This is a genomic window from Mycolicibacterium litorale, assembly GCF_010731695.1.
Classification (GTDB): domain Bacteria; phylum Actinomycetota; class Actinomycetes; order Mycobacteriales; family Mycobacteriaceae; genus Mycobacterium; species Mycobacterium litorale.
In genome coordinates this window covers 129730-155887 of the sequence record NZ_AP022586.1, presented here as the reverse complement: position 1 = coordinate 155887, position 26158 = coordinate 129730, and the positions used below count along the sequence as shown (strand labels likewise).

27 protein-coding genes are annotated in these 26158 nt (G+C 69.7%); 12 read left to right on the top strand and 15 right to left on the bottom strand.

Features of this window, described 5'->3' with window-relative positions:
* The first annotated feature begins 3 nt into the window (after window positions 1–3).
* Entirely contained in the window at window positions 4–747 is a 744-nt protein-coding gene (trhA, locus tag G6N30_RS00745; RefSeq protein ID WP_134055607.1) for a PAQR family membrane homeostasis protein TrhA, read from the top strand.
* 52 nt (window positions 748–799) lie between these two features.
* On the opposite strand, the gene G6N30_RS00740 is transcribed toward trhA, so the two are convergent.
* The 4 genes from G6N30_RS00740 to mca are packed head-to-tail and all read right to left on the bottom strand — an operon-like array spanning window position 800 to window position 4337.
* Entirely contained in the window at window positions 800–1168 is a 369-nt protein-coding gene (locus tag G6N30_RS00740) for a nuclear transport factor 2 family protein (protein WP_134055609.1), read from the bottom strand.
* A 10-nt stretch (window positions 1169–1178) separates the two neighbouring features.
* A complete protein-coding gene (locus G6N30_RS00735) occupies window positions 1179–3191 on the bottom strand; it encodes a thioredoxin domain-containing protein (protein ID WP_134055611.1) in 2013 nt (670 codons plus the stop codon).
* Window positions 3175–3468 (bottom strand): hypothetical protein, encoded by a 294-nt coding sequence (locus tag G6N30_RS00730; RefSeq protein ID WP_134055613.1) that lies wholly within the window; start codon window positions 3466–3468, stop codon window positions 3175–3177. Before G6N30_RS00730 ends, G6N30_RS00735 begins: the two co-directional genes overlap by 17 nt.
* The gene (gene mca / locus G6N30_RS00725; RefSeq protein WP_134055615.1) at window positions 3465–4337 is read right to left on the bottom strand and encodes a mycothiol conjugate amidase Mca; all 873 of its coding nucleotides are present in this window, start codon (window positions 4335–4337) and stop codon (window positions 3465–3467) included. Before mca ends, G6N30_RS00730 begins: the two co-directional genes overlap by 4 nt.
* A gap of 150 nt (window positions 4338–4487) precedes the next feature.
* Between mca and G6N30_RS00720 the strand changes: the two genes are divergently transcribed.
* The 3 genes from G6N30_RS00720 to G6N30_RS00710 all read left to right on the top strand — a co-directional run bounded on the left by G6N30_RS00720 (window position 4488) and on the right by G6N30_RS00710 (window position 6304).
* Window positions 4488–4910 (top strand): DUF4307 domain-containing protein, encoded by a 423-nt coding sequence (locus tag G6N30_RS00720; RefSeq protein WP_134055617.1) that lies wholly within the window; start codon window positions 4488–4490, stop codon window positions 4908–4910.
* Window positions 4911–5149: 239 nt separating this feature from the next.
* A complete protein-coding gene (gene greA / locus G6N30_RS00715; RefSeq protein WP_134055619.1) occupies window positions 5150–5644 on the top strand; it encodes a transcription elongation factor GreA in 495 nt (164 codons plus the stop codon).
* Window positions 5645–5650: 6 nt separating this feature from the next.
* Window positions 5651–6304, top strand: coding sequence for a GOLPH3/VPS74 family protein (locus G6N30_RS00710; protein WP_134055621.1), 654 nt, complete (start codon window positions 5651–5653; stop codon window positions 6302–6304).
* Here G6N30_RS00710 and G6N30_RS00705 read toward each other — a convergent pair.
* Window positions 6293–7462 carry a cystathionine gamma-synthase gene (locus G6N30_RS00705; RefSeq protein ID WP_134055623.1) on the bottom strand — a complete coding sequence of 390 codons (1170 nt, stop codon included), beginning with the start codon at window positions 7460–7462 and terminating at the stop codon, window positions 6293–6295. The two genes, G6N30_RS00710 and G6N30_RS00705, sit on opposite strands and share 12 nt — an antisense overlap.
* A gap of 42 nt (window positions 7463–7504) precedes the next feature.
* Here G6N30_RS00705 and G6N30_RS00700 point away from each other — a divergent pair, with 42 nt between their 5' ends.
* On the top strand, window positions 7505–8674 hold the full coding sequence (locus G6N30_RS00700) for an acyl-CoA dehydrogenase family protein (RefSeq protein WP_134055625.1): 1170 nt from the start codon (window positions 7505–7507) through the stop codon (window positions 8672–8674).
* Window positions 8675–8683: 9 nt separating this feature from the next.
* Here G6N30_RS00700 and G6N30_RS00695 read toward each other — a convergent pair whose 3' ends face one another.
* The 3 genes from G6N30_RS00695 to G6N30_RS00685 all read right to left on the bottom strand — a co-directional run bounded on the left by G6N30_RS00695 (window position 8684) and on the right by G6N30_RS00685 (window position 12033).
* Window positions 8684–9373, bottom strand: coding sequence for an Rv1078 family RDD domain-containing protein (locus tag G6N30_RS00695; protein ID WP_134055627.1), 690 nt, complete (start codon window positions 9371–9373; stop codon window positions 8684–8686).
* Between the two features lie 158 nt (window positions 9374–9531).
* Window positions 9532–10926 carry a cystathionine beta-synthase gene (locus G6N30_RS00690; RefSeq protein WP_134055629.1) on the bottom strand — a complete coding sequence of 465 codons (1395 nt, stop codon included), beginning with the start codon at window positions 10924–10926 and terminating at the stop codon, window positions 9532–9534.
* Window positions 10927–10980: 54 nt separating this feature from the next.
* Window positions 10981–12033 carry an alpha/beta hydrolase fold domain-containing protein gene (locus G6N30_RS00685; RefSeq protein ID WP_134055631.1) on the bottom strand — a complete coding sequence of 351 codons (1053 nt, stop codon included), beginning with the start codon at window positions 12031–12033 and terminating at the stop codon, window positions 10981–10983.
* 180 nt (window positions 12034–12213) lie between these two features.
* Here G6N30_RS00685 and G6N30_RS00680 point away from each other — a divergent pair, with 180 nt between their 5' ends.
* Together G6N30_RS00680 and G6N30_RS00675 are read left to right on the top strand one after the other, a co-directional pair.
* Window positions 12214–13164 (top strand): SGNH/GDSL hydrolase family protein, encoded by a 951-nt coding sequence (locus G6N30_RS00680; RefSeq protein ID WP_134055633.1) that lies wholly within the window; start codon window positions 12214–12216, stop codon window positions 13162–13164.
* 31 nt (window positions 13165–13195) lie between these two features.
* Window positions 13196–14413 (top strand): acetyl-CoA C-acetyltransferase, encoded by a 1218-nt coding sequence (locus G6N30_RS00675; RefSeq protein WP_134055635.1) that lies wholly within the window; start codon window positions 13196–13198, stop codon window positions 14411–14413.
* 57 nt (window positions 14414–14470) lie between these two features.
* Here the strand turns inward: G6N30_RS00675 and G6N30_RS00670 are convergent, their stop codons facing one another.
* Complete coding sequence (locus tag G6N30_RS00670; RefSeq protein WP_134055637.1) at window positions 14471–15316, bottom strand: DUF559 domain-containing protein; 846 nt, start codon at window positions 15314–15316, stop codon at window positions 14471–14473.
* A gap of 183 nt (window positions 15317–15499) precedes the next feature.
* On the bottom strand, window positions 15500–16348 hold the full coding sequence (locus G6N30_RS00665) for a Bax inhibitor-1/YccA family protein (protein ID WP_134055639.1): 849 nt from the start codon (window positions 16346–16348) through the stop codon (window positions 15500–15502).
* Window positions 16349–16517: 169 nt separating this feature from the next.
* Here G6N30_RS00665 and G6N30_RS00660 point away from each other — a divergent pair, with 169 nt between their 5' ends.
* From G6N30_RS00660 to G6N30_RS00650, 3 genes are read left to right on the top strand one after another with little or no spacing between them, the layout of a single operon-like run.
* The gene (locus tag G6N30_RS00660) at window positions 16518–17558 is read left to right on the top strand and encodes an enoyl-CoA hydratase/isomerase family protein (protein WP_134055641.1); all 1041 of its coding nucleotides are present in this window, start codon (window positions 16518–16520) and stop codon (window positions 17556–17558) included.
* Between the two features lie 8 nt (window positions 17559–17566).
* Window positions 17567–18340, top strand: coding sequence for an enoyl-CoA hydratase (locus tag G6N30_RS00655; protein ID WP_134055643.1), 774 nt, complete (start codon window positions 17567–17569; stop codon window positions 18338–18340).
* 9 nt (window positions 18341–18349) lie between these two features.
* Window positions 18350–20047 (top strand): alpha/beta hydrolase, encoded by a 1698-nt coding sequence (locus tag G6N30_RS00650; protein WP_134055645.1) that lies wholly within the window; start codon window positions 18350–18352, stop codon window positions 20045–20047.
* Here the strand turns inward: G6N30_RS00650 and G6N30_RS00645 are convergent.
* Together G6N30_RS00645 and G6N30_RS00640 are read right to left on the bottom strand one after the other, a co-directional pair.
* Window positions 20044–20364 carry a rhodanese-like domain-containing protein gene (locus G6N30_RS00645; RefSeq protein ID WP_179965588.1) on the bottom strand — a complete coding sequence of 107 codons (321 nt, stop codon included), beginning with the start codon at window positions 20362–20364 and terminating at the stop codon, window positions 20044–20046. The two genes, G6N30_RS00650 and G6N30_RS00645, sit on opposite strands and share 4 nt — an antisense overlap.
* Before the next feature lie 55 nt (window positions 20365–20419).
* Window positions 20420–20959, bottom strand: a complete 540-nt coding sequence (locus G6N30_RS00640) for a cysteine dioxygenase (protein WP_134055649.1) — start codon at window positions 20957–20959, stop codon at window positions 20420–20422.
* Window positions 20960–21071: 112 nt separating this feature from the next.
* On the opposite strand from G6N30_RS00640, the gene G6N30_RS00635 reads away from it, so the two are divergent.
* Entirely contained in the window at window positions 21072–21521 is a 450-nt protein-coding gene (locus G6N30_RS00635) for a lipoprotein LpqV (protein WP_134055651.1), read from the top strand.
* Between the two features lie 39 nt (window positions 21522–21560).
* Window positions 21561–22613 (top strand): patatin-like phospholipase family protein, encoded by a 1053-nt coding sequence (locus tag G6N30_RS00630; protein WP_134055653.1) that lies wholly within the window; start codon window positions 21561–21563, stop codon window positions 22611–22613.
* Here the strand turns inward: G6N30_RS00630 and G6N30_RS00625 are convergent.
* From G6N30_RS00625 to G6N30_RS00615, 3 genes are all read right to left on the bottom strand, one after another.
* Complete coding sequence (locus G6N30_RS00625; RefSeq protein WP_234880196.1) at window positions 22599–23459, bottom strand: patatin-like phospholipase family protein; 861 nt, start codon at window positions 23457–23459, stop codon at window positions 22599–22601. The two genes, G6N30_RS00630 and G6N30_RS00625, sit on opposite strands and share 15 nt — an antisense overlap.
* A gap of 45 nt (window positions 23460–23504) precedes the next feature.
* A complete protein-coding gene (locus G6N30_RS00620; protein ID WP_134055657.1) occupies window positions 23505–24914 on the bottom strand; it encodes an ATP-binding protein in 1410 nt (469 codons plus the stop codon).
* A 109-nt stretch (window positions 24915–25023) separates the two neighbouring features.
* Window positions 25024–26109, bottom strand: coding sequence for an esterase-like activity of phytase family protein (locus tag G6N30_RS00615; RefSeq protein ID WP_134057441.1), 1086 nt, complete (start codon window positions 26107–26109; stop codon window positions 25024–25026).
* Window positions 26110–26158 lie beyond the last annotated feature (49 nt).

The window sequence follows — 26158 nt, the reverse complement described above, 5'->3', positions numbered from 1 at the left end:
GACATGACGACCCCGTCCACCCCGCTCGACGCCGACGACTCACGTCCGAAGGGCGATCCGGAGGACTTCCCGGAGGCCGTCGCCGAGCGGGTCGCCCACTTCATCGGCAAACCCCGCGCCCGTGGGTGGATCCACGTCTACTCCGCGGTGGTCGCGCTGATCTGCGGGGCGACGCTGGTGGCGGTGTCGTGGGCGGAGGTGTCCACCCGCGCGGGCATCGCGACGTTGATCTACACGTTCACGATCGTGGCGATGTTCACCGTCAGCGGGACCTACCACCGGGTGACCTGGCGCTCGCCGACGGCGCGCAAATGGATGAAACGCGCCGACCATTCGATGATCTTCATCTTCATCGCGGGCAGCTACACGCCGTTCGCGCTGCTGGCCCTGCCGCAGGACAAGGGCATGGTGCTGTTCTGGATCGTGTGGAGCGGGGCGATCGCCGGGGTGCTGCTCAAGATGTTCTGGCCGTCGGCGCCGGCGTGGGTGGGCGTGCCGCTGTACCTGCTGCTCGGCTGGGTGGCGGCGTGGTTCATCGGCCCGATCATGGACGGGGCGGGCGTGGCCGCGGTGGTGCTGCTGATCGTGGGCGGCGCGCTGTACAGCATCGGCGGGGTGCTCTACGGGCTCAAGTGGCCGAATCCGTGGCCGACGACCTTCGGCCACCACGAGTTCTTCCACGCCTGCACCGCGGTCGCGGCGATCTGCCACTACATCGCGATGTGGTTCGCGGTCTTCTCGGGCTAGCCGGCGATTTCGGTGTAGTTGGTCGCGCCCAGCGCGACCAACTACACCGAAATCACAGCTGGGTGACGTTCTCCGGTCCCCAGTAGGCCTTCATCGAGGCGATCTTGCCGTCACCGGTGAACGTCATCACCTCGATCGGCTCGATGCGCATCGTGCTCTCGCCCATTTTCACGGTGATCGCGAAGACGAACGCCGCCTCGTGGCCGCCGGAGCGGAAGCTCAGCAGTTCGGTCTCGACCTCGACGCCCTCGGTGTTCTTGTAGAAGCCGGCGATGGCCTGCCGTCCGATGTGCACCTCGCCGCCGCCGACCGGATCCTCGAGGGTGGCGTCCTCGGCGTACAGCGCGGCGACGTCGTCGGCCGAGCCGGTGGAGACGGTGTGCAGGTAACGCTCGACGATGGCCTTGGGCTCGACGGTCATGGCCCGCACGCTACACGGCGGCGCCCAGCGCGGCGGCCAAGTCCGCGGGCGTGGTCACGGGCAGGTCGCAGGTGCGGCCGCGGCACACGTACGCCGCATCGGCGCCGTCGACGCGGCCCCGGTCGGTCAGCAGTTCCGACGAGTCGACGGGACCGCCCACGACGATCGCCCCGCCCGGCGCCAACGCCCGTGCCGCGCGCAGCAATTCGGAGTGCGCCGGATCGCACGCCACCGCGATCTGGATCGGTCCGCGCACCGCGGCTTCGGCCACCGCCAGCCAGTGCCCGCCGGAGCGGGGCGCCCGGTCGAGGATCAGCGCCGCGGTGGCCAGCGTGGCGTCCGCGGCCGCGGCGTACCGCCCGGCCTGCGCGGCCGGCGCCAGGTGCGCTGCGGTCTGCAGCGCCTCGGCGATCAGCGAGGCGCCCGCCGGGGTGGCGCCGTCGAAGGGATCGGCGGGCCGCAGCACGAGCGCCTCGGCGTCGTCGGCGGTGTCGAACCAGTGCCCGGCGCGCTGCGGATCGGTGAAGTGATCCAGGGCGATGTCGACGAAGCCGAGTCCGGCCTGCAGCCACGAGGCATCCCCGGTCGCCTGGTACACGGTGAACAGGGCGGTGGCGAGCGCGGCATGGTCTTCGAGGATCGCCGCGCTCTCCCCCACCCGTGCGCCGAGGCTGGCGCGGCGCAACCGGCCGTCCACGAGGTGCAGCCCGACGATGGCGCGTGCGCAATCCGTTGCAGCGGTGAGCAGTTCGGGGTCGTCGAGCGCGACGGCGGCTTCGGCGAGGGCGGTGATCGCCAGGCCGTTCCACGCGGTGACCACCTTGTCGTCGCGGCCGGGTTGCGGCCGGGCCGACCGCGCGGCCCGCAACGCGTGGCGCACCCGCTCGAACCGCGCCGCGTCGTCGGGGTCGGCGAGCAGTTGCAGCACCGAGGTGCCGTGCTCGAACGTCCCGTCATCGGTGACCGCGAAAACCCCTGCAGCCCAACGGCCGTCGGCGTCGCCGAGCACCTCACGCAGTTGGGCGGGTGTCCACGCGTAGGTCAGGCCCTCCACGCCCGCGGCGTCCGCGTCCAGCGACGAGGTGAACATGGCGTCCGCCCCGAGGTCGTCGATCAGGAACCGGGCCGTCTCGGCGGCCACCCGGCGGGCCAGCGGGTCGCCGGTGCGGCGCGCCCAGTGCGCGTAGAAGCGCAGCAGCAGCGCGTTGTCGTAGAGCATCTTCTCGAAGTGCGGCACCACCCACGAGTCGTCGACGCTGTAGCGGGCGAAGCCGCCCGCCAGCTGGTCGTAGATGCCGCCGCGGGCCATCGCCGTCCCGGTCCGCGAGGCAGCGGCGAGCGCCTCTGCCGATCCGGTGCGTTCGTGGTGCCGCAGCAGCGCTTCGAGCAACGCCGACGGCGGGAACTTGGGGGCGCCTCCTGGACCGGACGAGAACCCGCCGCGGACGGTGTCCTCGTCGCGCAGCACCGCGGCGACCGCGGCGTCGCAGAGCTCGGGCCGCACCGGCGGTCCGCCACCGGGCAGACCGCCCGCCATGTTCCGCAGTTCGCCGGCGATCCGGTCGGAGGCGTCCTCAACCTCGCCGCGGCGCGTCCGCCAGGTCTCACCGACGGCGGCGAGCAGTTGCAGGAAGTTGGGCTTCGGGTAGTAGGTGCCGCAGAAGAACGGCCGCCCGTCGGGGGTGAGGAAGCACGTCATCGGCCAGCCGCCCTGACCGGTCAGCGCGACGGTCGCGTTCATGTACACCGCGTCGAGGTCGGGCCTTTCCTCACGATCGACCTTGATGCACACGAAGTCGGCGTTCATCGCCGCGGCGACCTCGTCGTCCTCGAACGATTCGTGGGCCATGACGTGGCACCAGTGGCACGCCGCGTAGCCGATCGACAGCAGGATCGGCACGTCGCGGCGGGCGGCCTCGGCCAGCGCCTCGGGCGTCCACTGGCGCCAGGCCACCGGGTTGTCGGCGTGCTGGCGCAGGTAGGGGCTGGTGGCCCCGGCGAGCTCGTTAGCCCCCGGACTCACGGCGGGTGTTCCCGTTCTCGGTGTCGGTGCCGGAGACGGTGCCGAGGTCGACGGTGCCGTCGTCGACGGCCTGATCCGGTTCGGGATGTTCCGGATCGAACGATTCGGGGAGCCGCTTGAGGTGCCGGTTCATCGACCACACCAGCAGGAAGACCGCGACCAGCAGCACCGCGACGATGAGCAGGCCGAACGGGCTGGCCTTGCCGAAGTCCGGCCCGGTGTCGCGGGGCTGGTCCTGGGCGAGCCACTCGGTGGCCAGCAGCAGGCTCTCGATCATCGGTCCGCCTCGATGCCCTCGAACAGGTCGGTCTCGGGCAGGGTGACCGGAACGCGGGAGCGGGCCAGCTCGTACTCCTCCGTCGGCCACAGCCGCTCCTGCCACTCCAGCGGAGCCGCGAAGAAGAAGCTGTTCGGGTCGATCTGGGTGGCGTGCGCCCGCAACGCGTCGTCCCGCTGCGGGAAGTACTTCGCGCACTCCACCCGGGTGGTCACCCGCTTGGCGAACAGGTCGCGGTCAGGGTCCCAGTTCTCCAGCCACTTCGCGTACGGGCCTTCGAGCCCGTGCTTGCCGAACTCGTCCTGGAGCAACTGCATCCGCTCCCGCAGGAAGCCGTGGATGTAGTAGAGCTTCGAGACGTTCCACGGCTCACCGGCGTCCGGGTACAGGCGGTAGTCGCCGGCCGCCTCGTAGGCGGCCACCGACACCTGGTGACAGCGGATGTGGTCGGGGTGCGGATAGCCGCCGGTCTCGTCGTAGGTGGTCATCACGTGCGGTTTGAACTCGCGGATCACCCGCACCAGCGCCTCGGTCGACTCCTCCAGCGGCGCCAGCGCGAAACACCCCTCGGGCAGCGGGGGCAGCGGATCGCCCTCCGGCAGGCCGGAGTCGACGAATCCGAGCCAGCGGTGCTCGACCCCGAGGATCTCCGCGGCCTTGGCCATCTCGTCGCGCCGGATCTCGGCCATGCGGCCGTGCACCTCGGGCAGGTCCATCGCCGGGTTCAGGATGTCGCCGCGCTCACCACCGGTCAGCGTCACCACCATGACGCGGGCGCCCGCGTCGGCGTATTTGGCCATGGTGGCGGCACCCTTGCTCGACTCGTCATCGGGGTGCGCATGCACCGCCATCAAGCGCAGTTCACTCATCTCGTCTCATCTAACTACGGTGTCGTCGCGACTATGCCCCGGGCCGGTCCCCGGTCCGTTCATGCCCGGGCTCGTCTTCGAGGTCGCAACCGTTGGTCTCTATAGTCTCAGTTCTGACGGAACCAGCCGACCGACGGGCACCCCTAACGCATGATCGAACGTCCCGCCGCCCGTTACGGGCGGCCGCGGGTACCCCATCGGACGCGCCGTCTGGTGATCGCTGTGCTGGCCGTTCTGGTCGTCGTCGCCGGCCTCGTCATCGCCTATGTCGCCTCGCAGCGGTTCGGCAGCCAGCCGGTCGAGGGCGAACTCGGCGCCTACCGGCTGATCGACGATCAGACCGTGGAGGTGACGGTCAGCGTCACCCGGGAGGATCCGTCGCGGCCCGCGGTGTGCATCGTGCGGGCGCGCTCCCTCGACGGTAGCGAAACCGGCCGCCGAGAAATCCTCGTCCCGCCCTCGGAGGCGACGACGGTGCAGGTCACGACGGTGGTGAAGTCCAGCAGACCGCCGGTCATCGGCGACGTCTACGGGTGCGGACTCGACGTGCCGCCCTATCTGGTGGCGCCGTAGCGCGGCCGCCCGGGGAACAGCCGACGACCAAATCCTGAATGCCGGCTTTCGCGTCGGTGGTACGATCGGCAGGTACACGGTTCCGGCTGGGGCCGTGTATTGCTGCATTTACACGCATTCTCGTGCGGGGGGACGTACGAGCAGGGGGCCGCAGCAGTACACGCCACGAGCCCAGCCCCGACCTCACAAGACTTCGCATGCGCACAGCGCGAGACAACGACGACAGGAGCGCGAAGGACATGACTGACACTCAGGTCACGTGGTTGACCCAGGAGTCGTACGACCGGCTGAAGGCGGAGCTCGACCAGCTGATCGCCAACCGGCCCGTCATCGCCGCCGAGATCAACGACCGCCGCGAGGAAGGCGACCTTCGTGAGAACGGCGGCTACCACGCCGCCCGCGAGCAGCAGGGCCAGGAAGAGGCCCGGATCCGCCAGCTCCAGGAGCTGCTCAACAACGCCAAGGTCGGCGAGGCCCCCAAGCAGTCGGGCGTCGCACTGCCCGGCTCGGTGGTGAAGGTCTACTACGACGGTGACGAGAGCGACACCGAGACGTTCCTGATCGGCACCCGGGAGCAGGCCGTCAACGACGGCAAGCTGGAGGTGTACTCGCCGGCGTCCCCGCTGGGCGCCGCCTTGATCGACGCGAAGGTGGGCGAGACGCGCAGCTACACCGTCCCGAGCGGCAGCACCGTGCAGGTGACGTTGGTCAGCGCGGAGCCGTACCACTCCTGACGGTCCATGGCGCAGATCGCCGAAGACCTCTTACTGCTGCTGCTGGACAACGCCTCCGCTCAGCCGTGCCTGGAAAAGGCACGCCGCGACCGTGTGCTCGGCGCGGCGGTGCTGCTGGACCTCGCCCACGCCTGCCTGATCCGGCCCGCCGTCGACGGTGACCCCGCACCGGCAGGCCGGCTGCTCGCGTTGACGCCGCGCGGCCCCGTCGACCCCGTGGCCGAACCGGCGTTCCGGTTGCTACAGCGGCGTGCGCTGCGGCCGGCGTCGGCGGTCGACAAACTCCGCAGGCGGACCGAGGACACGCTGCTGACGCACCTCGAGGCAACCGGTCAGATCGGGCGGATCCCGTTGTCACACAGGCGATTCGCGTGGCCGGTGGCGAACCGCGACCGGGTGGCCCATGCCCGCTCCCAGGTGCTCTCCGCGCTGTTCGACCGCACACCTCCCGGCGCGTCGACGGCCGCGGTCATCACGCTGCTGCACGCGGTGGACGGGCTCGGCGCGCTGCTCAGCCTCAACGACCGGGGCTGGCGGTGGGTGCACGGACGCGCCGGGGAGATCGCGCTCGGCAGTTGGGTCGACGAATCACCGACAGGTCTGGCCGAGGTGAACCTGGCCGTGACCGCTTCGGTGATCCGGGCGGCGTTATCCGCCTAGCGCCTGCTCGAGGTCGGCGAGCAGATCGGCGGAGTCCTCGATGCCGACCGACAGCCGGACCAGGTCGTCGGGCACCTCGAGTTGCGACCCCGCGGTCGAGGCGTGCGTCATCGCCCCCGGATGCTCGATCAGCGATTCCACCCCGCCCAGGGATTCGGCGAGGATGAAAATGTCTGTGCGCGCGCAGAAGTCGCGGGCGGCCTGCGCGCCGCCGCGCAGCCGGACCGACACCATGCCGCCGAATCCGCTCATCTGCTTCGCGGCCACCCGGTGGCCGGGATGACTCGGCAGACCGGGGTAGAGCACCGACTCGATCGCCGGGTGGTTGTCGAGGAACTCGGCGACCAGTGCGGCGTTCTCGCTGTGCCGCTGCATGCGCACCACCAGCGTCTTGAGGCCGCGCAGGGTGAGGTAGGCGTCGAACGGGCCCGGTACGGCACCCGATCCGTTCTGCAGGAACGCGAATGCGGTGTCGAGTTCCTCGTCGTCGGTCAGCAACGCGCCGCCGACCACGTCGGAGTGGCCGCCGATGTACTTGGTGGTGGAGTGCAGGACGATGTCGGCGCCGAGGGTCAACGGCTGCTGCAACGCCGGCGAGGCGAAGGTGTTGTCCACCAACACCTTCACGCCCGAGCCGGACGCGATCTCGGCGATGCCCGCGATGTCTGCGATCGACAGCAGCGGGTTGGTCGGTGTCTCGACCCAGACCATCTTGGTCTGCGGCGTGATCGCCGCGCGCACGGCGTCGAGGTCGGAGAGCGCGACCGCGGTGTAGCCGATCCCCCACTGGGAGAACACCTTGTCGATCAGCCGGAACGTGCCGCCGTAGGCGTCGTCGGGGATGACGAGGTGGTCACCAGGGCGCAGCACCGCGCGGATCGCACAGTCGGTGGCCGCCATCCCGGAGGCGAAGGCGCGGCCGTAGCCGGCTTCCTCCACCGCGGCCAGCGCCGACTCCAGCGACTGCCGGGTCGGGTTGCCGGTGCGGGCGTACTCGAAGCCGCCCCGCAGCCCGCCGACACCGTCCTGGGCGAAGGTCGAGCTGGCGTAGATGGGGGTGTTGACCGCACCGGTGCGAGGGTCGGGGGCGTACCCGGCGTGGATGGCCTTCGTAGCCAGTCCAGTGGCCAGTCCGTGAGCCTTGCGCTGTTCACTCATAACACCCCCGAGCCTAGCGAAGCGTGGGTGTAGACATGACCCATGACCGTGCGTATCGACGATCTGCTCGACACCGACGCCATGCTCGATCCCGAGGAACGCGAGCTGCGCCAGACCGTGCGCCGCTTCGGCGAGCAGCGGCTGCGGCCGCACGTCGCCGACTGGTTCGAGGCGGGCGAGGTCCCGGTGCGCGAACTCGCGTCGGAGTTCGGCAAGCTCGGGTTGCTGGGCATGCACCTGGAGGGTTACGGCTGTGGCGGGTCGTCGGCCACCGCGTACGGCCTGGTCTGCCAGGAGCTCGAGGCGGTCGACAGCGGCCTGCGCAGCATGGTCTCGGTGCAGGGGTCACTGGCGATGTTCGCGATTCACCGGCACGGCAGCGAGGAGCAGCGCCGCGAGTGGCTGCCCGGGATGGCCACCGGCGACGTGATCGGCTGCTTCGGGCTGACCGAACCGGACTTCGGCTCCAACCCCGCGGGGATGCGCACCACCGCGCGCCGCGACGGCTCGGACTGGATCCTCAACGGGTCGAAGATGTGGATCACCAACGGGTCGATCGCCGACGTCGCGGTGGTCTGGGCCCGGGCCGAGGAGGGCATCCTCGGGTTCGTCGTCCCCGCCGGCACCGAGGGCTTGTCGGGGCGGGAGATGAAGCACAAGTTGTCGCTGCGCGCGTCGAACACCTCGGAGCTGCACCTCGACGACGTCCGGCTGCCCGCCGACGCGCAGCTGCCGCAGGCGCGCGGACTGTCCGGTCCGCTGGCCTGTCTGTCGGAGGCGCGGTTCGGGATCGTGTTCGGCAGCGTCGGCGCGGCGAGGGACTGTCTGGAGACGACGCTGGACTACGTCGGCAGCCGCGAGGTGTTCGACAAACCGCTGGCGGCCTACCAGCTGACCCAGGCGAAGATCGCCGACATGGCCGTCGAACTGGGCAAGGCCCAGCTGCTCGCGCTGCACCTGGGCCGGCTCAAGGACGAGGGGCGGATCCGGCCCGACCAGGTCAGCTTCGGCAAGCTCAACAACGTCCGCGAAGCGCTGTCGATCGCGCGGCAGTGCCGCACCCTGCTGGGCGCCAACGGGATCACCCTCGAATATCCGGTGTTGCGGCACGCCAACAACCTGGAATCGGTGCTGACCTACGAGGGCACCTCGGAGGTGCACCAGATGGTCATCGGGGAGGCGCTGACCGGTGTCAGCGCCTTCCGCGGATGATCAGGGTCCCTACTGGGTGTACGGCTGCTGCTGCGGGTAGGGCTGCTGCTGGGCGTGTGACTGGTCGACGGGCACGCACACCGTGGTCATGATCTTGTCGGCCAGCGTCTGACGCTTGGCGTCCCACAGCGGGAACAGGTATCCGATGTAGCAGATGACCTGGTCGATGAAGTGCGCGATCTGGCGGACCAGCGACAGGCCGAAACCGATTGGCAGCCATGTCTTTTCGCTGACGACCCGGAACTTCATCACCGACTTGCCGATGCTCTGGCCGGTGGTGCCCTGGCGGTATCCCCAGTTCCAGACCCAGTAGGCCAGCGAGGCCAGCCATGCCAGGGCGAGGAGGGTCGTGCCGAGGCCCGAGAACGACGACGAACACGACCCGCCGACCCCGTACTCGTTCTCCACGCACACGGTGTCGCCGGTGGCGAACGCGATGCCGTATGCGATACCGCTGAGCAGCAGCGGCGGCACGGCGTCGATGAGGGCGGCGAGCACGCGGGTGAACCACGACGTGTACGCGTCCTGCGGGAGCACCCGGACCGGCCCGCCCTGCGGGTAGCCGCCCGGATAGCCCTGCGGTGCAGACGGATACGCGCCCGGCGGTGGGACGTTGCCCGAAGGGGGCGGCGGGTAGCCGCCGGGAGGCGGCGGTGGCGGTGGGTAGTTTCCGGGCGGAGGTGGCGGTTGATCGGTCATGGACGCCTTCCGATGTGCGGTGAGCTGGGAGAGCGAGCTAACAGTACCGGAGCAGCACGACGGAACAGGTGTTCTCCGGGTAACTTCTCCGCGACGGAACACGACGATGCGCTCGCATCGTCCGACCGGCTATTGGTTTGCCGGGCTCAATGATTCGGTTAACGCCGTGCGCTGCCGTCGGACAGGAAGCCCAGCAGGTCGTGGCGGGTGAGCACGCCGACGGGCTTGCCCTCCTCGACCACCATCAGCGCATCGCACTCGCGCAGGCTCTTGGCCGCGGTGCTGACCAGCTCCCCCGCACCGATGAGCGGCATCGGCGGGCTCATGTGCTCGGCCACCGCATCGGCCAGCTTCGCACGGCCCTCGAAGACCGCGGACAACAGTTCGCGCTCGGACACGCTGCCCGCCACCTCACCGGCCATCACCGGCGGCTCGGCGCCGACGACGGGCATCTGCGAGACGCCGTACTCGCGCAGGATGCCGATCGCGTCGCGCACCGTCTCCGCCGGATGGGTGTGCACCAGGTCGGGCAGCGCTCCGGACTTGCGGCGCAACACATCTCCGACGGTCGGCTGTTCGATGGACCCGTCGAGCCGGTTGCGCAGGAAGCCGTAGGACGACATCCACGAATCGTTGAAGATCTTGGACAGGTAGCCGCGGCCACCGTCGGGCAGCAACACCACGACCAGCGCGTCGGGACCGGCCTTGCGCGCGACCTCGATCGCGGCCACCACCGCCATGCCGCACGACCCGCCCACCAGCAGACCCTCCTCGCGGGCCAGGCGGCGGGTCATGTCGAACGAGTCGGCGTCGGACACGGCGATGATCTCGTCGGGCACCGCCGGGTCGTAGGCCGACGGCCAGAAGTCCTCGCCGACACCCTCGACCAGGTACGGCCGGCCGGTGCCGCCGGAGTACACCGAACCCTCGGGGTCGGCGCCGACGACCTTGACCTTCCCGCCCGACACCTCCTTGAGGTAGCGCCCGGCGCCGGTGATGGTGCCGCCGGTGCCGACGCCCGCGACGAAGTGCGTGACCTTGCCGTCGGTGTCGCGCCAGATCTCCGGGCCGGTGGTCTCGTAGTGCGACTCCGGGCCCATCGGGTTGGAGTACTGATCGGGCTTCCAGGCGCCCTCGATCTCGGTGACCAGGCGATTGGAGACGCTGTAGTAGCTGTCCGGATCGTCCGGGGCAACGGCCGTCGGGCACACCACGACGTCAGCGCCGTAGGCGCGCAGCACGTTGCGCTTGTCCTCGCTGACCTTGTCCGGGCAGACGAAGATGCACTTGTATCCCCGCTGCTGCGCCACCAGCGCCAGCCCGACACCGGTGTTGCCCGACGTGGGTTCGACGATCGTGCCGCCGGGTTTCAGCTCACCGCTGGCCTCGGCGGCGTCGATCATCTTGACCGCGATGCGGTCCTTCGAGCTGCCGCCGGGGTTGAGGTACTCGATCTTGGCCGCCACCGTGCCCGCGCCCTCGGGGACAACCGAACTCAGCTGTACGAGGGGAGTGTTTCCGATGAGCTCACTGACGTGCCGGGCGATGCGCATGACTCCATGGTCTCAGGCGCGCCGCGGTGCATCCAGGCGGCCTCCGGCCGCGTGCTACCAGGTGGCCTCTCGGATGTACTCGCCGATCTGGCGCAGCGACCGCTGCGCCTCCGAGACCACCGGCGCCCCGAGCTGGAACACGTGCATCTGCCCGGGCCACACCCGCACCTCGACCGGCACCCCCGCAGCCGCCAGCAGCCGGGCCGCCTTACGCGCGTCGCTGATGAGCACCTCGGAGCCGGACACGTGGATCAGGGTGCGCGGCAGGCCGGGTTCGATGTGGTCGAGCGGTTCGTAGGCCGGCTCCGGCTTGCCGTTGACCAGGTGGTTGCGGGCGGCGTGCTCGATGAGCTCGTTGAGCGCGTGGAACGCCCGCGGCGGGAACATCGCGTCGCGGCGCGCGTTCGGGTGGTTGGCGCGGGCCTCGTTGTCGAGCTCGAACAGCGGTGACATCGTCACCACCGCGGCGGGCGTCTCGCCTTCCTCCTGCACCCGTTCGGCGAGCGCGAGCGAGAGGTAACCGCCCGCGGAGTCGCCGGCCAGCACGATCTGGTCGGGTTCGTAGCCCTGGCGGCGCAGCCACAGGTAGGCGTCGTGGCAGTCGTCGATGGCCTGGCCGACCGAGTGCTTGGGGATCATCCGGTAGTTGACCACCAGCGCCGGGCTGTCGGCGAACTTGGACAGCGCCGTCACCAGCCGGTTGTGCGAGTTGGCGCCGCAGGTCAGGAACGCCCCGCCGTGCAGGTACAGGATGACGCTGCGTTTGCCGTCGGCCGGCAGCACGCCGGGCGCGCGGACCAGCTGGGCGGTGCAGTTCTGCAGTGCGATGGTGGCGCGGATGGTGCCCGGGACCGGGCGCAGGATGCGGCAGGCGAAGTCGACGACACCCCAGGGCCAGGGCATCTTCGGCGCCAGGCTACCGATGGTAAGAGTTGGCTTGATCGTCATCAGCGCAGCGAGTGCCATCACCCGCCCGGCGATACTGGGCCCGTCTTCGACCACCTCGACGGGCGCGCCGTCGCTGACCGGGAAGCGTCGCGCTTTGTGCGGCCTAGCTGCCCGGATGCCAGCATATGAGGAGCTGGGTACCTTACTCGGTGCCGTCATCGCCACCACCTTCTACGCCGTTGTAGTGCCAGGTGCTCAGCTACTCAGCCAATCTCCGTAACTTAGCTTCGCACTAGTAACCGATATCACAATGGTCTAAACAAATTTCGTTCCGGCTTTGATACCGCACTGTGATCGCCGGCCCCGGGTTGCCACGCTGCCGATCCCTAGACTGATCCTGTGCGCGCTTCACGCGGTGCCCTGGCAGCGGCGGCCACGCTCGCATCGACTGGTTCCGCCTACATCGGGCTGCGCAACCTGCTCGCCGGGCAGGCCCACCAGGCCCGTCAGGTGATCCCGAAGGCCTGGGCCGTCCCGCCGCGCGCGGACGGCGTCTACTCCCCCGGCGGCGGGCCCGTCGAGCGGTGGCACCGCGGTGACCCGTTCGACCTGCACCTGATGATCTTCGGCGACTCGACGGCGACCGGATACGGCTGCCGCACCGCCGACGAGGTCCCCGGTGTGCTGATCGCCCGCGGGCTGGCCGAGCAGTCGGGGAAACGGATCCGGCTGAGCACCAAAGCGATCGTCGGCGCCACGTCCAAGGGCCTGGCCGGTCAGATCGACGCGATGTTCGTGGCGGGTCCACCGCCGGACGCCGCGGTCATCATGATCGGCGCCAACGACATCACCGCGCTCAACGGCATCCCGCAATCGGCGCGCCGGCTCGGCAAAGCGGTGGCGCGGCTGCGGTCCAGCGGCGCGGTCGTCGTCGTCGGCACCTGTCCGGACTTCGGGGTGATCACCGCGATCCCCCAGCCGCTGCGCACGGTGGCGCGCACGCTGGGTCTGCGTCTCGCCCGTGCCCAGGCGTCGGCCGTACGCGCCGAGGGCGGGGTGCCGGTGCCGTTCTCCGACCTGCTGGCGCCGGAGTTCTACAAGCAGCCCGAGGTGTTGTTCTCCGACGACATGTTCCATCCGTCGGCGGCGGGTTACGCGCTCGCCGCCAGCCAGCTGCTGCCCGCCCTGTGCGAGGCGCTCGGTGAGTGCAGTCAGGACGGGGCGCCCGACCAGGCGCTGCGCACCCGGGCCGCCGACGTCAGCACGCTGCTGGCGAAAGTCGGCGGCGTGACCCGGCTGTGGCGGCGGACAACCGGGGTCCCCGCGCCGGTCATCGCCTCGGCAGGCTAGCTTTCCTGTACCACTCGATTGAGGAGTCGTCATGCCTGAAGCCGTCATCGTCTCGACCGCGCGTTCGCCGATCGGCCGCGCCAATAAGGGGTCGCTCGTCGACATGCGGCCCGACGACCTCGCCGCCCAGATGGTGCGCGCAGCGCTGGACAAGGTGCCCTCGCTCGACCCGCACGACATCGACGACCTGATCATGGGATGCGGTCAGCCCGGCGGCGAATCCGGCTTCAACATCGGCCGCGCGGTCGCCGTGCAGCTGGGCTACGACTTCCTGCCCGGCACCACCGTCAACCGCTACTGCTCCTCGTCACTGCAGACCTCGCGGATGGCGTTCCACGCGATCAAGGCCGGCGAGGGCCACGCCTTCATCTCGGCGGGCGTCGAGACGGTGTCGCGTTTCGCGAAGGGCAACGCCGACGGCTGGCCCGACACCAAGAACCCGATGTTCGCCGAGGCGCAGGAGCGGTCCAACCAGGCCGCCGCCGGTGGCGACGAGTGGCACGACCCGCGCGAGGACGGCAACCTGCCGGACGTCTACATCGCGATGGGCCAGACCGCGGAGAACGTCGCGCTGTTCACGGGCATCAGCCGCGAAGACCAGGACCACTGGGGTGTGCGGTCGCAGAACCGCGCCGAGGAGGCCATCAACAGCGGCTTCTTCGAGCGGGAGATCTCGCCGGTGACGCTGCCGGACGGCACGGTCGTGTCGAAGGACGACGGTCCGCGCGCAGGCACCACCTACGAGAAGATCAGCCAGCTCAAGCCGGTGTTCCGGCCGAACGGCACGATCACCGCGGGCAATGCGTGCCCGCTGAACGACGGCGCCGCCGCCGTGGTCATCATGAGCGACGAGAAGGCCCGCGAGCTGGGGCTGACGCCGCTGGCGCGCATCGTCTCGACCGGTGTGAGCGGGCTGTCGCCGGAGATCATGGGGCTCGGCCCGATCGAGGCGTCGAAGAAGGCGCTGGCCAACGCGAAGATGAGCATCGGCGACATCGACCTCTACGAGATCAACGAGGCGTTCGCGGTGCAGGTGCTCGGTTCGGCGCGTGAGCTCGGTATGGACGAGGACAAGCTGAACGTGTCCGGCGGTGCGATCGCGCTGGGCCATCCGTTCGGTATGACCGGCGCCCGCATCACGGCCACGCTGCTCAACAACCTGCAGACCCACGACAAGCAGTTCGGTCTGGAGACGATGTGTGTGGGCGGCGGCCAGGGCATGGCGATGATCATCGAGCGGCTGTCCTGACCCGTCACCTCTCGCCGAGACTGCTGTGAGATCACGTTTTTCGCCGATTCGATGATCTCACCGCAGTCTCGATGACCGGGCAGCCCCGACCCGACGCAGGATATCGGCAGTCCGGTCACTCTTGACGACGCGGAGGACCTTCCAGCCCAGGTCGGCGAGTTCCTCGGCGCGCTTGATGTCGTACGCGTAGCGGATCGGGTCGGTGCGGTGGTGGTCGCCGTCGTACTCGACCGCGAGCTTCATGTCCTCCCACCCCATGTCGAGGTAGTACTTCGACCACCCGTCGTCTCGCAGCACGGGGATCTGGGTTCGTGGACGCGGGTAGCCGGCGCGGATCAGGAGCAGTCGCAGCCACGTCTCCTTCGGGGACTCGGCCCCCGGGTCGTAAACGTCCAGCGCGGAGCGCAGTTGACGAATGCGCCGTGCGCCGCGGTGTCGCTCGGCGAGGGCGAGCACATCGACGGCGTTGAACCGTGTGGCATTGCCGAGGGCGTCGAGGCCGGCCACGGCCTCGTCGAGGTGGGCGCATCGGCCGATGTCGAACGCCGTTCTCGTCACCGTGGTGATCCTGATGCCCTGGTAGTCGCCGTATTCGTCCGGCCGCAAGCTGGAGTCCGACGTATGCAGGCCCCGTGGCCGACGGGCGTTGCGCCAGAACAACTCGATGGGTTTGGCGTCGTCGACCCACTTCGCTCCGTGCAGCGCCGCCGCTGTGCGCCCGGCGATCACTCCTTCGCGGTGCGACCACAACCACGCCGCCTTGGCCCGCGTGTGGATCGTCAGCTCGGTGCCCTTTTCGACGTAGACATCCGGGAAGACGACGCTGTAGCGCGTGCGCAACTCATGCTTGCGGACCAGGCCTGAGACCAACGCCTCGCTGCCGATGAACGGATTGCTTCGCATATCGGAAGGCTCTGTCCGCCTGCCGACATGCCCCGCCCCGCGAGACTGCTCACAGATCACGATTTGTGGATGAATCGCGATCTGTGAGCAGTCTCGGCGAGAGGACGGTGCGCAGAGTCAACGCCCCCACACACGCAGAAAGCCCGGCACCGCCGGTGCCGGGCTTCCCTCGTAAGGCTGCTGCTAGTCGTTCTGGAAGTAACTCAGCAGCCGCAGGATTTCCAGGTACAGCCAGACCAGGGTGACGGTCAGGCCGAGCGCGACGCCCCAGGCGGCCTTCTCCGGCGCGCCGGCGCGGATCATCTGGTCGGCGGCGTCGAAGTCGATCAGGAAGCTGAACGCCGCGAGGCCGATGCAGACCAGCGAGAAGATGATGGCGATGGTGCCGCCGCTGCGCAGGCCCATGCCCTCGCCGCCGCCCACACCGAACAGCGCGAGCACGAAGTTGCCGAGCATCAGCACCAGCACGCCGAACATGCCGGCGACGATCATGCGGGTGAACTTCGGCGTCACGCGGATGGCGCCGGTCTTGTAGACGACCAGCATGCCGAAGAACACGCCGAGCGTGGCCAGCACCGCCTGGGTGATCAGCGCGCCCGCGCTGCCGCCCGCGACGACGACGTTGCCGAACAGCCACGAGATCGCGCCGAGGAACAGACCCTCGAGCGCGGCGTAGGTCAGCACGACGCCCGGGTTGTCCTGCTTGCGGCCGAAGGTGGCGATCAGCACGACGACCAGGCCGCCGAGGGCGCCGATCAGGGTCAGCGGGGCGGCCAGCCCCGGGTTCATGCCGACCAGGAAGTAGGAGACGACGGCGACCGCCGACAGCACGGCCAGCGTGATGCCGGTCTTCGTGACGACGTCGTCGATGGTCATCGGCCGGGCGACGCCGGTCTGCTCGGGGTACTGGGTCGTGTACGGCTCAGCCTGCATCTGCTGGGCACCGTAGCCGGCGGCTCCGGTACCGAATGTCGCGTATCCGCCCTGCGTCTTCGGCAGGGAGCGGAATACCGGGTTGCTGCTCTCGCGCACCGTCGGGTCCTCTCATAGGTGGTTCGATGTGACGAACACACGATCAACGATCGACGGTCCGGCGTGAGTTCCCGAAATCCGGTCAAGATCTCACAGGAACTTCCCAGGACGTCGATCGAAACCTTACCCGTCGCGCACAGCCTGCGGGCGACGATCTAGATTGCTTCCCGTGGCGGAAAACGAGGATGTCCTAGTAACTGTCGAGAACGGCGTCGGGCTGGTCACCCTCAACCGGCCAAAGGCCATCAACTCGCTGACCCACGGCATGGTGACCGCACTGGCGAACGCACTCCACTCCTGGGCGAGCGACGACACTGTCCACACCGTGCTGCTCGACGGCGCAGGCGAGCGCGGGTTGTGCGCGGGCGGCGACGTCGTGGCGCTCTACCACAGCGCCAAGGCCGGCGGCGCCGACGCGAGGCGTTTCTGGTTCAAGGAGTACCAGCTCAACGCCTACATCGGCCACTACCCCAAACCGTATGTGGCGTTGATGGACGGCATCGTGATGGGCGGCGGCGTCGGCGTCAGCGCGCACGGCGACGTGCGGGTGGTCACCGACAAGACCAAGATGGCCATGCCCGAGGTCGGCATCGGCTTCATCCCCGACGTCGGCGGGACCTACCTGCTGTCCCGTGCCCCCGGCCTGCTGGGCTACCACGCCGCACTGACCGGCGCCCCGTTCTCCGGCGCCGACGCGATCGCCATGGGCTTCGCCGACCACTTCGTGCCGCATGACCGGCTGGCCGACTTCCGGGCCGCCGTCATCGCCGACGGCGTCGACGCCGCCCTGGCCGCCCACGCGGTCGAACCGCCTCCGAGCGAGCTTCTGACGCAACAGGAGTGGATCGACGAGTGCTATGCCGGTGAGACGGTCGCCGAGATCGTCGCCGCCCTGCGCGGCCACGACGCCGGACCGGCCGACAAAGCCGCCGACCTCATCGAGTCGCGTTCCCCCATCGCGCTCGCCGTCGCGCTGGAATCGATCCGCCGGGCTTCCCGGCTCGACACACTGGAGGACGTGCTCCGCGACGAATACCGCGTCTCTTGCGCATCGCTGCGCTCCCACGACTTCGTCGAGGGCATCCGCGCCCAACTCGTCGACAAGGACCGCAACCCCACCTGGTCGCACAACTCGGTCGCCGACGTCACCAAGGCGGACGTCGACGAGTACTTCGCACCCGCCGATCCCGAACTGACGTTCCCCCAATAGGAGTAGCCATGGATTACGAGACCATCCTCGTCACCCGCGACGGCCGCGTCGGCGCGATCACGCTGAACCGGCCCAAGGCGCTCAACGCGCTGAACTCCCAGGTGATGGCCGAAGTCACGACGGCTGCAGCGGAGTTCGACGACGACGAGGGTATCGGCGCCATCGTCATCACGGGGAGCGAGAAGGCCTTCGCGGCGGGCGCGGACATCAAGGAGATGGCGAACCTGTCCTTCGCCGAGGTCTTCACCTCGGACTTCTTCGCGCTCTGGGGCAAGTTCGCCGCCACCCGCACCCCGACCATCGCCGCCGTCGCGGGCTACGCGCTCGGCGGCGGGTGCGAGCTGGCGATGATGTGCGACATCCTCATCGCCGCCGACACCGCCAAGTTCGGCCAACCGGAGATCAAGCTGGGCGTGCTGCCGGGTATGGGCGGCTCGCAGCGGTTGACCCGCGCGATCGGCAAGGCCAAGGCGATGGACCTGATCCTGACCGGCCGCACGATCGGCGCCGAGGAGGCCGAACGCAGCGGCCTGGTATCGCGGGTCGTACCCGCCGACCGGCTGCTCGACGAGGCCAACGAGGTCGCCGCCACCATCGCCGGGATGTCGCGAAACGCCTCCCGCATGGCCAAGGAAGCGGTCGACCGCGCGTTCGAGTCCACGCTCACCGAAGGTCTGCTCTACGAGCGCCGGCTCTTCCACTCCGCGTTCGCCACCGAGGATCAGAAGGAGGGGATGGCGGCGTTCACCGAGAAGCGCCCCGCCAACTTCACCCATCGTTAAAGTGCACTGGTGAGCGACACCGCGGGGGTCATCGAGCAGGCACCGCCGCAGGATCAGCCATCACCGAAACGGGCGTGGTGGCTGCGCCACTACACGTTCTTCGGCACCGCCGTCGGGCTGGTGTTCCTGTGGTTCTCGATGACGCCGTCGCTGCTGCCGCGCGGCCCGCTGTTCCAGGGTCTGGTGAGCGGCGGCGCGGGCGCGGCCGGTTACGGCATCGGCGTGTTCGGCGTCTGGCTCGTGCGGTACATGCGGTCCAAACCCACCAGTCCGCCCGCGCCCCGGTGGGCGTGGATCGCCCTGGTCGTCGTCGGCGCCGTCGGCCAGGTGCTGATGATCATTTACTTCCACGTCTGGCAGGACCAGATCCGCGATCTGATGGGTGTGCCGCGGATGCGGTTCTGGGACCACCCGCTGGCCGCAGTCCTGTCGATTGTCGTGCTGTTCGCGCTCGTCGAGGTGGGCCAGCAGGTCCGGCTGCTGGTCCGCTTCCTGGTCAGGCAGCTCGATCGCGTTGCGCCGCCGCGGGTTTCAGCCGTCGTCGTGGTGGTCCTGCTGGTGGCGCTGACGATCGCGATCCTCAACGGTGTGGTCGTGCGGGTCGCGATGAGCGCGATCAACAACACGTTCGCGACGGTCAACGACGAAACCGATCCGGACACCCCCGCGCCGGCCAGCGCGTTGCGCTCCGGCGGCCCGCAGTCGCTGGTCAGCTGGGAGTCGCTGGGCCACCAGGGCCGCATCTTCGTCGCCGGCGGACCGACGGTCCAGGAGCTCACCGCGTTCAACGGGGCGCCCGCGATCGAACCGATCCGCGCGTACGCCGGTCTGCATTCGGCCGACGGCATCCGCGCGACCGCCCGGCTGGCCGCCCAGGAACTGCTGCGCACTGGCGGCCTGAACCGCGCGGTCGTCGCGGTCGCCACCACCACCGGTACCGGCTGGATCAACGAGGCGGAGGCCTCGTCGCTGGAGTACATGTTCAACGGCGACACCGCGGTCGTGTCGATGCAGTATTCGTTCCTGCCGAGCTGGCTGTCGTTCCTGGTCGACCGCGAGAACGCCCGGCAGGCGGGACAGGCGCTGTTCGAGGCCGTCGACGAGTTGGTGCGCCGCATGCCGGAGGCGCAGCGCCCCCGGCTGGTGGTGTTCGGCGAGAGCCTGGGGTCATTCGGCGGCGAGGCGCCGTTCCTGGCGCTCAACAACCTGATCGCGCGCACGGACGGTGCGCTGTTCTCCGGGCCGACGTTCAACAACACGATCTGGAACGACCTGACCCGGCAGCGGGATCCGGGATCACCGGAGTGGCTGCCGATCTACGACGACGGCGACAACGCCCGGTTCGCCGCCCGCCCCGACGATCTCGGCCGGCCCGAACAGCCGTGGGCGCCGATACGAGTGGTGTATCTGCAGCACGCCTCCGATCCGATAGCGTGGTGGGATCCGGACCTGCTGTTCGCCCGACCGGACTGGCTGAAGGAGCCGCCGGGCTACGACCGGACCGCGCGGATGAAGTGGATTCCGGTCGTGACGTTCCTGCAGGTGTCGGCGGACATGGCGGTGGCCGTCGACGTTCCGGACGGCCACGGTCACGTGTACGTCAAGGATGTCGCGGACGGGTGGGCAGCGGTGCTGCAACCGCCGGGGTGGACGCCGGAGAAGACCGAGCGCTTGCGGCCGTTGCTGCATTCCGACGAGAACAGTTAGACGAGAACGCCTTCGGCCTTCAGCGCGTGGTAGCCGCCGATGACGTCGGTGGCGCGGTGCAGTCCCAGGTCGAGCAGCGATGCCGCGGCCAGACTGGAGGTGTAGCCCTCCGAGCACAGCACCACCCACTCGACGTCGTCCCCGACGGCTTGGGGCAACCGGGCCTCGCTGGTGGGGTCGCACCGCCACTCGAGAACGTTGCGTTCGACGACCAGGGCGGCGGGCACCTCACCTTCCCTGGCGCGCTGCGCCTGCGGGCGGATGTCGACGAGCAGCGCGCCGCGGGCCAGCGCGGCGGGCACCTCGGCGGCGGGCATCCGCTGCAGGCGGTCCCGGGCGGCGTCGAGCACCCGGTCGATGCGACTGGCCACGTCAGCCCTCCGGCGTATCGGTGAGTTCGGTTCGGCTGCGCCGCAACGTCGTCCGGTCGGTGACCTCGTAGAAGGACATCGCGGTCAATGGCGGCGAGTAGGCGTGCACGCTCAAGGTGGGGCCGCTGGTGGTGTCCGGTGCCCACACCACGTCGTGCACCCAGCCGAGCGGGAAGGCGGCCTGATCGCCCGCCGCGAGGCGCCGCCGCCGCAAGCCCTCTCCGTCCCAACGGGTTTCGGACAGCGCGCCGGACAGCACGGTCAGCGCACCGAGCGATCCGCCGTGGTCGTGCAGTTCTGTGGACTGGTCGGGCACCCAGCTGATGAGCCAGACGTCCAGTTCGTCGTCGCCGTGCAGCCTGGTGTACCACCGGTCGTCGCGGGGCAGGCCGCCGCGCGGCAGCAGGTGGTCGAAGCGCCCGCTGAGCACGTCGTCGGCACCGCGATCGGTGGCGTGGAGCAGATCGGGCAGCCGCAACCGGGTGGGCGCGGAAACGGCGGGGACGGCAGAGACGGGCGAGGCAAGGGTGTGCACGGACATGACGGGGACTCCAATGAGGGCAGACGGGTCTGAGGGTGGGCGTCAGGCCCGACAACACTCCAGAACCGCGGTCCGCTCCATCACGGCGGCCAGTGTTGCATAGATTGACCCCATGCGCAGGTGCCTATCCCGCCTCATCGCGGCCGTCGCCGTCACCGGTGGCCTGACCCTGACCGGCTGTTCGACGGGCGGTGACGACGGCCCCACGCCGTCGCCGACGCAGACGTCGCCGCAGGCCACGGCGTCGACGACGACCACGGCGGCCCGCACCGCGGCGCCCGGCGAGGTGGGCACCTCACCGGACGGCGTGACGACGGCGGTGGGCGCGCCCGCCGAGTCCACCGAGGAGGAGTACTTCCAGGCGTGCAATGCGGCTAGGACGTGGATGGCCGAACGCGGCGGCGACCTCAATGCGCAGGTCGAGCCGTATCTCGCGGAGATCCAGAAGTCCGATGCGCCGGGTCCCGGCACCTTCGGCACGCCGTGGTCCCAGTTGGAACCGGCGCGCCAGGCGGCCATCATCGTCGCCGTGGAGGCGGCCGCCGACGAGCTGTGCGGATGAGTTCGATTCACGCTGCGCGAAAAGGCGCAGAATGACGCCATGAGCAAACGCGTCGCGCTGGTGCTCGGCAGTGGCGGTGCCCGGGGTTACGCGCACATCGGCGTCATCGAGGAACTGCATTCACGCGGCTACGAGATCGTCGGCATCTCGGGCTCGTCGATGGGTGCGCTGGTCGGTGGCCTGCAGGCGGCGGGCAAGCTCGACGAGTACGCGGAGTGGGCCAAATCGCTGACGCAGCGCGCGGTTCTGCGACTGCTCGACCCGTCGCTCACCGCACCAGGAGTACTGCGGGCGGAGAAGATCCTCGACGCCGTGCGCGACGTGCTCGGTGAGGTGTGCATCGAAGACCTGCCGGTGCCGTACACGGCGGTCACGACGGATCTGATCGCCGGCCGGTCGGTGTGGCTGCAGCGCGGCCCGGTGGATGCGGCGATCCGCGCGTCGATCGCGATCCCCGGCGTCATCACCCCGCATGTGCTCGACGGCCGGCTGCTCGCCGACGGCGGGATCCTCGACCCTCTGCCGATGGCGCCGGTCGCCGCGGTCAACGCCGACCTGACGATCGCGGTGAGCCTGGGCGGCAGTGAAGCCGGCGGCACCGAACCCGACGAGGGCGAGGCGCACACGACGGCGGACTGGCTGAACCGGTTGCTGCGCAGCACTTCTGCCCTGCTGGACTCGAAGTCGGCGCGCGCGGTGCTCGACACCCCCGCGGTGCGGTCGATGATCAACCGTTTCGGCACCGCCACCGAGGAGGACCTCGAGGCGACCGAGAGCGGCGACGGCACCGGTGCGCCGGCCGAAACCGACAGCAGCGCCGAGCAACTCGTCGATTCCGCCAAGGAGGTGCCGGTACCGCGGCTGGGCAGCTTCGAGGTGATGAACCGCACCATCGACATCGCGCAGGCCGCGCTGGCCCGCCACACGCTGGCCGCCTACCCGCCCGACCTTCTCGTCGAGGTGCCCCGGTCTGCCTGTCGCAGTTTGGATTTCCACCGAGCGGCCGAGGTCATCGAGGTGGGCAGGAAGTTGGCCGTCCAGGCGCTCGACGAGTTCGAGCGGCCGGAGTTCATCCCGCTACTGCAGCCCTGAGAGGAACCCGGCGACGTCGGCCGCGATCCGCCGGCCCTGCGCCCGGCCGGCTTCGGCGGACGGCATGCGACACGCCGGGTCGAGCGGGTTCGCGCCGAACGCGGCGAGTGCCTCGTCGTCGGCGAAGATCCCGAGTGTCGGTGCGGTGAAACCGTCGACCTCGGCGACCGCCCCACTGCCGAACGGAGACGGCGACGACCGGCCCGACGGAACGAGAGCCACCGCGGCATCGCAATCCGCGGCGACCGCCATGTTGACGGTGCTGCCCACGCCGCCGTCCATGTAGCGCCGCTGCCCGATCGTCACCGGCGGCCACACTCCGGGGACCGCGCAGCTCGCGGCAACGGCGTCGACCAGACCGACGCCCGAGGACTTGTCGAACACGACGAGTTCACCGGTGGCGGTGTCGATCGCCGTCACCCGCAGGTCCCGGTCGGGCCACGAGTGGCTGGGCAACCGGTGTTCGATCACCGCGCGGCGCACGTCTTCGGCGACGGTCGGGGTGGACAGCGCGATCTCCCCGATGCGCCGCAGCTTCTCGGTGGTGGTGGCGTCGGGATCGGTCAATGCGGCGAGGAAGACGCCGGTGATCGTCTCGATGCTCACCCCGGGGTCGATCTCGGCCGATGCCGCGGCGAGCTGCCGGTCGTAGAGCTCACCGATGTCCAGGCCGCTGCCGAGTTGGGCGGCCACCGTCGATCCCGCGGACGTGCCGACCAGGATCTCGGCGCCCAGCAGCACCCTGGCGGCGTCGGGCACTTCGTCGGCGATGCCGCGCAGCACTCCGGTCTCCCACGCGATGCCTGCGATCCCCCCGCCGGCCAGCACCAACGCTCGCTTCGTCACAGCCCGCAGTGTGCCAGGCCCCGTCACCGCGGGCGTGGCCGAGGTTCACCCGGGTTCTGCGGTCAGCGGCAGGGTGGTGACGAACCGGGTGTCGCCGGGGGCGGACTCGGCCCACAGGCTGCCGCCGTGCCGGTCGACGATGCGCACCGCGATGTCCAGGCCGAGTCCCGCACCCTCACCGAACGGTTTGGTGGTGAAGAACGGGTCGAACACCCGCGGCAGCACGTCGTCGGGGATGCCGGTCCCGGTGTCGCACACCTCGACGCGCACCGTGTCCCGTTCCCGGCGGGTGCGCAGCGTGAGCACTCCCGACGGCATGGCGTCGAGCGCGTTGTTGATGAGGTTGGTCCAGACCTGGTTCAGCTCCGCCGCGTAGCACGGCACCGCGGGCAGACCGTGGTCGAAGTCGCGCACGACCGTGACACCGGGTCCGAGGCGGTGCGACAGCATCGCCAGCGTGCTGTCGAGCAGTTCGTGGATGTCGGCGACGTCGAACGGGGCCCGGTCCAGTTGTGAGTACTGCTTGACCTGGTCGACCAGCACGGAGATCCGCTTCGTCGCATCCCCGATCTCGGTGAGCAGCAGTTCGGTCTCCACGGTGCTGCTCAGCGAGCGCACCGCGGCGCTCAGCGCGGCCGGGGTGTCGCCGCATCCGGAGGCCGAGATCCGCTCCATCCAGTCGATGTCGATGCCGGCCTCGGCGAAGGTGGCGGCGTGATCCCACGCATCGCTGACCCCGTGGGCGTCGAGCCACTCCCCGAGCGCCTCTTCGAGGTGGGACTTCTGCGCCGTGGTCAGATCGGTCGGTTTGGCGGCGATCTCGGCCACCCGGTCGTGCAGCTCGAGCAGGGTGGTGTCGGTGCCCACCTCGGCGCGGCGGTGACGTGTTTCGGTGATCCGGGATCGCAGTGCCGAAGCGGCGCGGACGGCGGCCGCTGCGGGGTTGTTGAGTTCGTGGGTGAGCCCGGCGGTGAGTTGTCCCAGCTGCACCAGCCGCTCGTGGGGGCCGAGGATGCGGCCGGCGTGCAGGCGTCCCTGTGTGTGTCCGACCAGCAGGTGGGTGGCCATCGGGAACTCGGTGCGCAGGAAGTCGCCCAGTGTGATGGCGTCGAGCACCAGCAGCCGTGACGGGCGGGTGAGGCTGGCGTTGTTCTCGTAGCGCACGTCGTCGTCCGGGAGGAACGCCGACCACGCGCCGCAGTACGCGCCCCGCTGCGAGGTCGTCCACATCTCGATGTCGCGGTTGCCGGTGTATTTCGACAGCAGGATCTCACCGTCGAGCAGGACGTAGAAGTGCGTCGCGGGGTCGCCCTGGCGGCACAGGAGCCCGGCAGGCAGGGTCGTCACCGTCCCGTTGCCGCACAGTCTTTGGAGCTGGTCCGCGGTGAGGCCTTCGAAGAGGAACAGCTCGCGCAGCTCGTCGATGTCACACGCGTGCGCGGATTCGTCGACCATGCTCGTCACCTCTGCCGGTGTCCACTCAAGACGTCTCAGGTTACCGCGGCGTCGCGGAGCTGCCACGCGAGTTTCGCGCTCCTGGCGCTGGTTTGGACGGCCTGGTATTTCACATCGCGAAGGCCAGCACCTGGGTGATCTGCGTCGGCGAGAAGTTGTCGTCGCTGATCAGCACGACGGTGCGACGTCCGTCCGGCAGCGTGGGCCCGAGCGTGATGCCCTCGACGTTGTCGAGCGGGGTCACACCCGGGGTGGTGGCCAGGTCGGCCAGCAGGGTCTTGGTCATCGGGCGCACCTGGCGGCCCCCGAGTGCGGGGACGGCCAGCACGTCGTCGGCGTCGGCCACCTCGGCGCGGTAGACCCGCACGCTGTTGCGTCCGGCGTATCCCCGCTCGACCACCAGGAACGTCGAATCGTCCAGCGCCACCAGATCGGACACCCCGTTGTCGCCGCCCGGGCCAGCCGACACCGCGTCCAGCGGATACGCGAACTGCGCGTCGGCCGTCTCGGTGTCGGGGTCGAAGCGGGTGATCCGGGTGAGGGCGCCTGCGGTGTCTGACGGCGGCGGGCCGTCCTGCAGCAGCGGCCCCTCCATGGCCGCCCACACCCACCGTCCGCCCGGCGTGACGGTGAGGCCCTCCAGCACGTCGTTGCGCCGTGGCCCGGTGTCGGCTGCGGACATCTGCAGCGCGGGCGGCAGCGTGAACTCCCCGAGGTATCGCCCCTCGAAATCGGCGATCCGGATGAACGGGTCCAGCAGCACCGGCCCGGACGGGCCGTCGGTGAGCCGTTCCCCCTCGCTCGACCAGTACAGCCGTCGACGGTCGGGGTCCAGCGCGATGCCCTCGGGATCCGGCGGCACCACGGGTGGGCGGACCGCGGTGTCGAGCGGCGGGAACGGACGCCCGTCCGCCTCCAGCCACGGACGGGTGGCGACGACGTCGATGGCGTTGATCCCGTTGTCACCCAACCGGATTCGGGCTTCGTAGAACCGCGCCGGATTCTTCGCCGACCGGTCGTCACTGACCACGAAGTACATGTCGCGCTGCGCGTCGTAGCTGATGCCGGAGAGCCCGCCGATCACCGTGCCGTCCAGCGTCGCGCCGCCGGGGATCTGTCGCTGCCCCAGGTAGTGCAGACCGGGCGGGGACGGATGTGCCGTCGCGCATCCGGTGACCGCCGATGCGGCCAGCATCGTCGCGCACAGGGCAAGCGTCACCGATCTCTGCACTGGTCGTCCTCTC

Coding starts and splice junctions, on each gene's coding strand:
- G6N30_RS00690 (WP_134055629.1), bottom strand. CDS start 10,926: ATGCGCATCGCCCGGCACGTCAGTGAGCTCATCGGAAACACTCCCCTC.
- G6N30_RS00640 (WP_134055649.1), bottom strand. CDS start 20,959: ATGTCCGTGCACACCCTTGCCTCGCCCGTCTCTGCCGTCCCCGCCGTT.
- G6N30_RS00670 (WP_134055637.1), bottom strand. CDS start 15,316: ATGCGAAGCAATCCGTTCATCGGCAGCGAGGCGTTGGTCTCAGGCCTG.
- G6N30_RS00720 (WP_134055617.1), top strand. CDS start 4,488: ATGATCGAACGTCCCGCCGCCCGTTACGGGCGGCCGCGGGTACCCCAT.
- G6N30_RS00740 (WP_134055609.1), bottom strand. CDS start 1,168: ATGACCGTCGAGCCCAAGGCCATCGTCGAGCGTTACCTGCACACCGTC.
- G6N30_RS00620 (WP_134055657.1), bottom strand. CDS start 24,914: ATGGTCGACGAATCCGCGCACGCGTGTGACATCGACGAGCTGCGCGAG.
- G6N30_RS00675 (WP_134055635.1), top strand. CDS start 13,196: ATGCCTGAAGCCGTCATCGTCTCGACCGCGCGTTCGCCGATCGGCCGC.
- G6N30_RS00710 (WP_134055621.1), top strand. CDS start 5,651: ATGGCGCAGATCGCCGAAGACCTCTTACTGCTGCTGCTGGACAACGCC.
- G6N30_RS00685 (WP_134055631.1), bottom strand. CDS start 12,033: ATGACGGCACCGAGTAAGGTACCCAGCTCCTCATATGCTGGCATCCGG.
- trhA (WP_134055607.1), top strand. CDS start 4: ATGACGACCCCGTCCACCCCGCTCGACGCCGACGACTCACGTCCGAAG.
- G6N30_RS00630 (WP_134055653.1), top strand. CDS start 21,561: ATGAGCAAACGCGTCGCGCTGGTGCTCGGCAGTGGCGGTGCCCGGGGT.
- G6N30_RS00730 (WP_134055613.1), bottom strand. CDS start 3,468: ATGATCGAGAGCCTGCTGCTGGCCACCGAGTGGCTCGCCCAGGACCAG.
- G6N30_RS00700 (WP_134055625.1), top strand. CDS start 7,505: ATGACCGTGCGTATCGACGATCTGCTCGACACCGACGCCATGCTCGAT.
- mca (WP_134055615.1), bottom strand. CDS start 4,337: ATGAGTGAACTGCGCTTGATGGCGGTGCATGCGCACCCCGATGACGAG.
- G6N30_RS00615 (WP_134057441.1), bottom strand. CDS start 26,109: ATGCTGGCCGCATCGGCGGTCACCGGATGCGCGACGGCACATCCGTCC.
- G6N30_RS00695 (WP_134055627.1), bottom strand. CDS start 9,373: ATGACCGATCAACCGCCACCTCCGCCCGGAAACTACCCACCGCCACCG.
- G6N30_RS00635 (WP_134055651.1), top strand. CDS start 21,072: ATGCGCAGGTGCCTATCCCGCCTCATCGCGGCCGTCGCCGTCACCGGT.
- G6N30_RS00645 (WP_179965588.1), bottom strand. CDS start 20,364: ATGCCCGCCGCCGAGGTGCCCGCCGCGCTGGCCCGCGGCGCGCTGCTC.
- G6N30_RS00655 (WP_134055643.1), top strand. CDS start 17,567: ATGGATTACGAGACCATCCTCGTCACCCGCGACGGCCGCGTCGGCGCG.
- greA (WP_134055619.1), top strand. CDS start 5,150: ATGACTGACACTCAGGTCACGTGGTTGACCCAGGAGTCGTACGACCGG.
- G6N30_RS00705 (WP_134055623.1), bottom strand. CDS start 7,462: ATGAGTGAACAGCGCAAGGCTCACGGACTGGCCACTGGACTGGCTACG.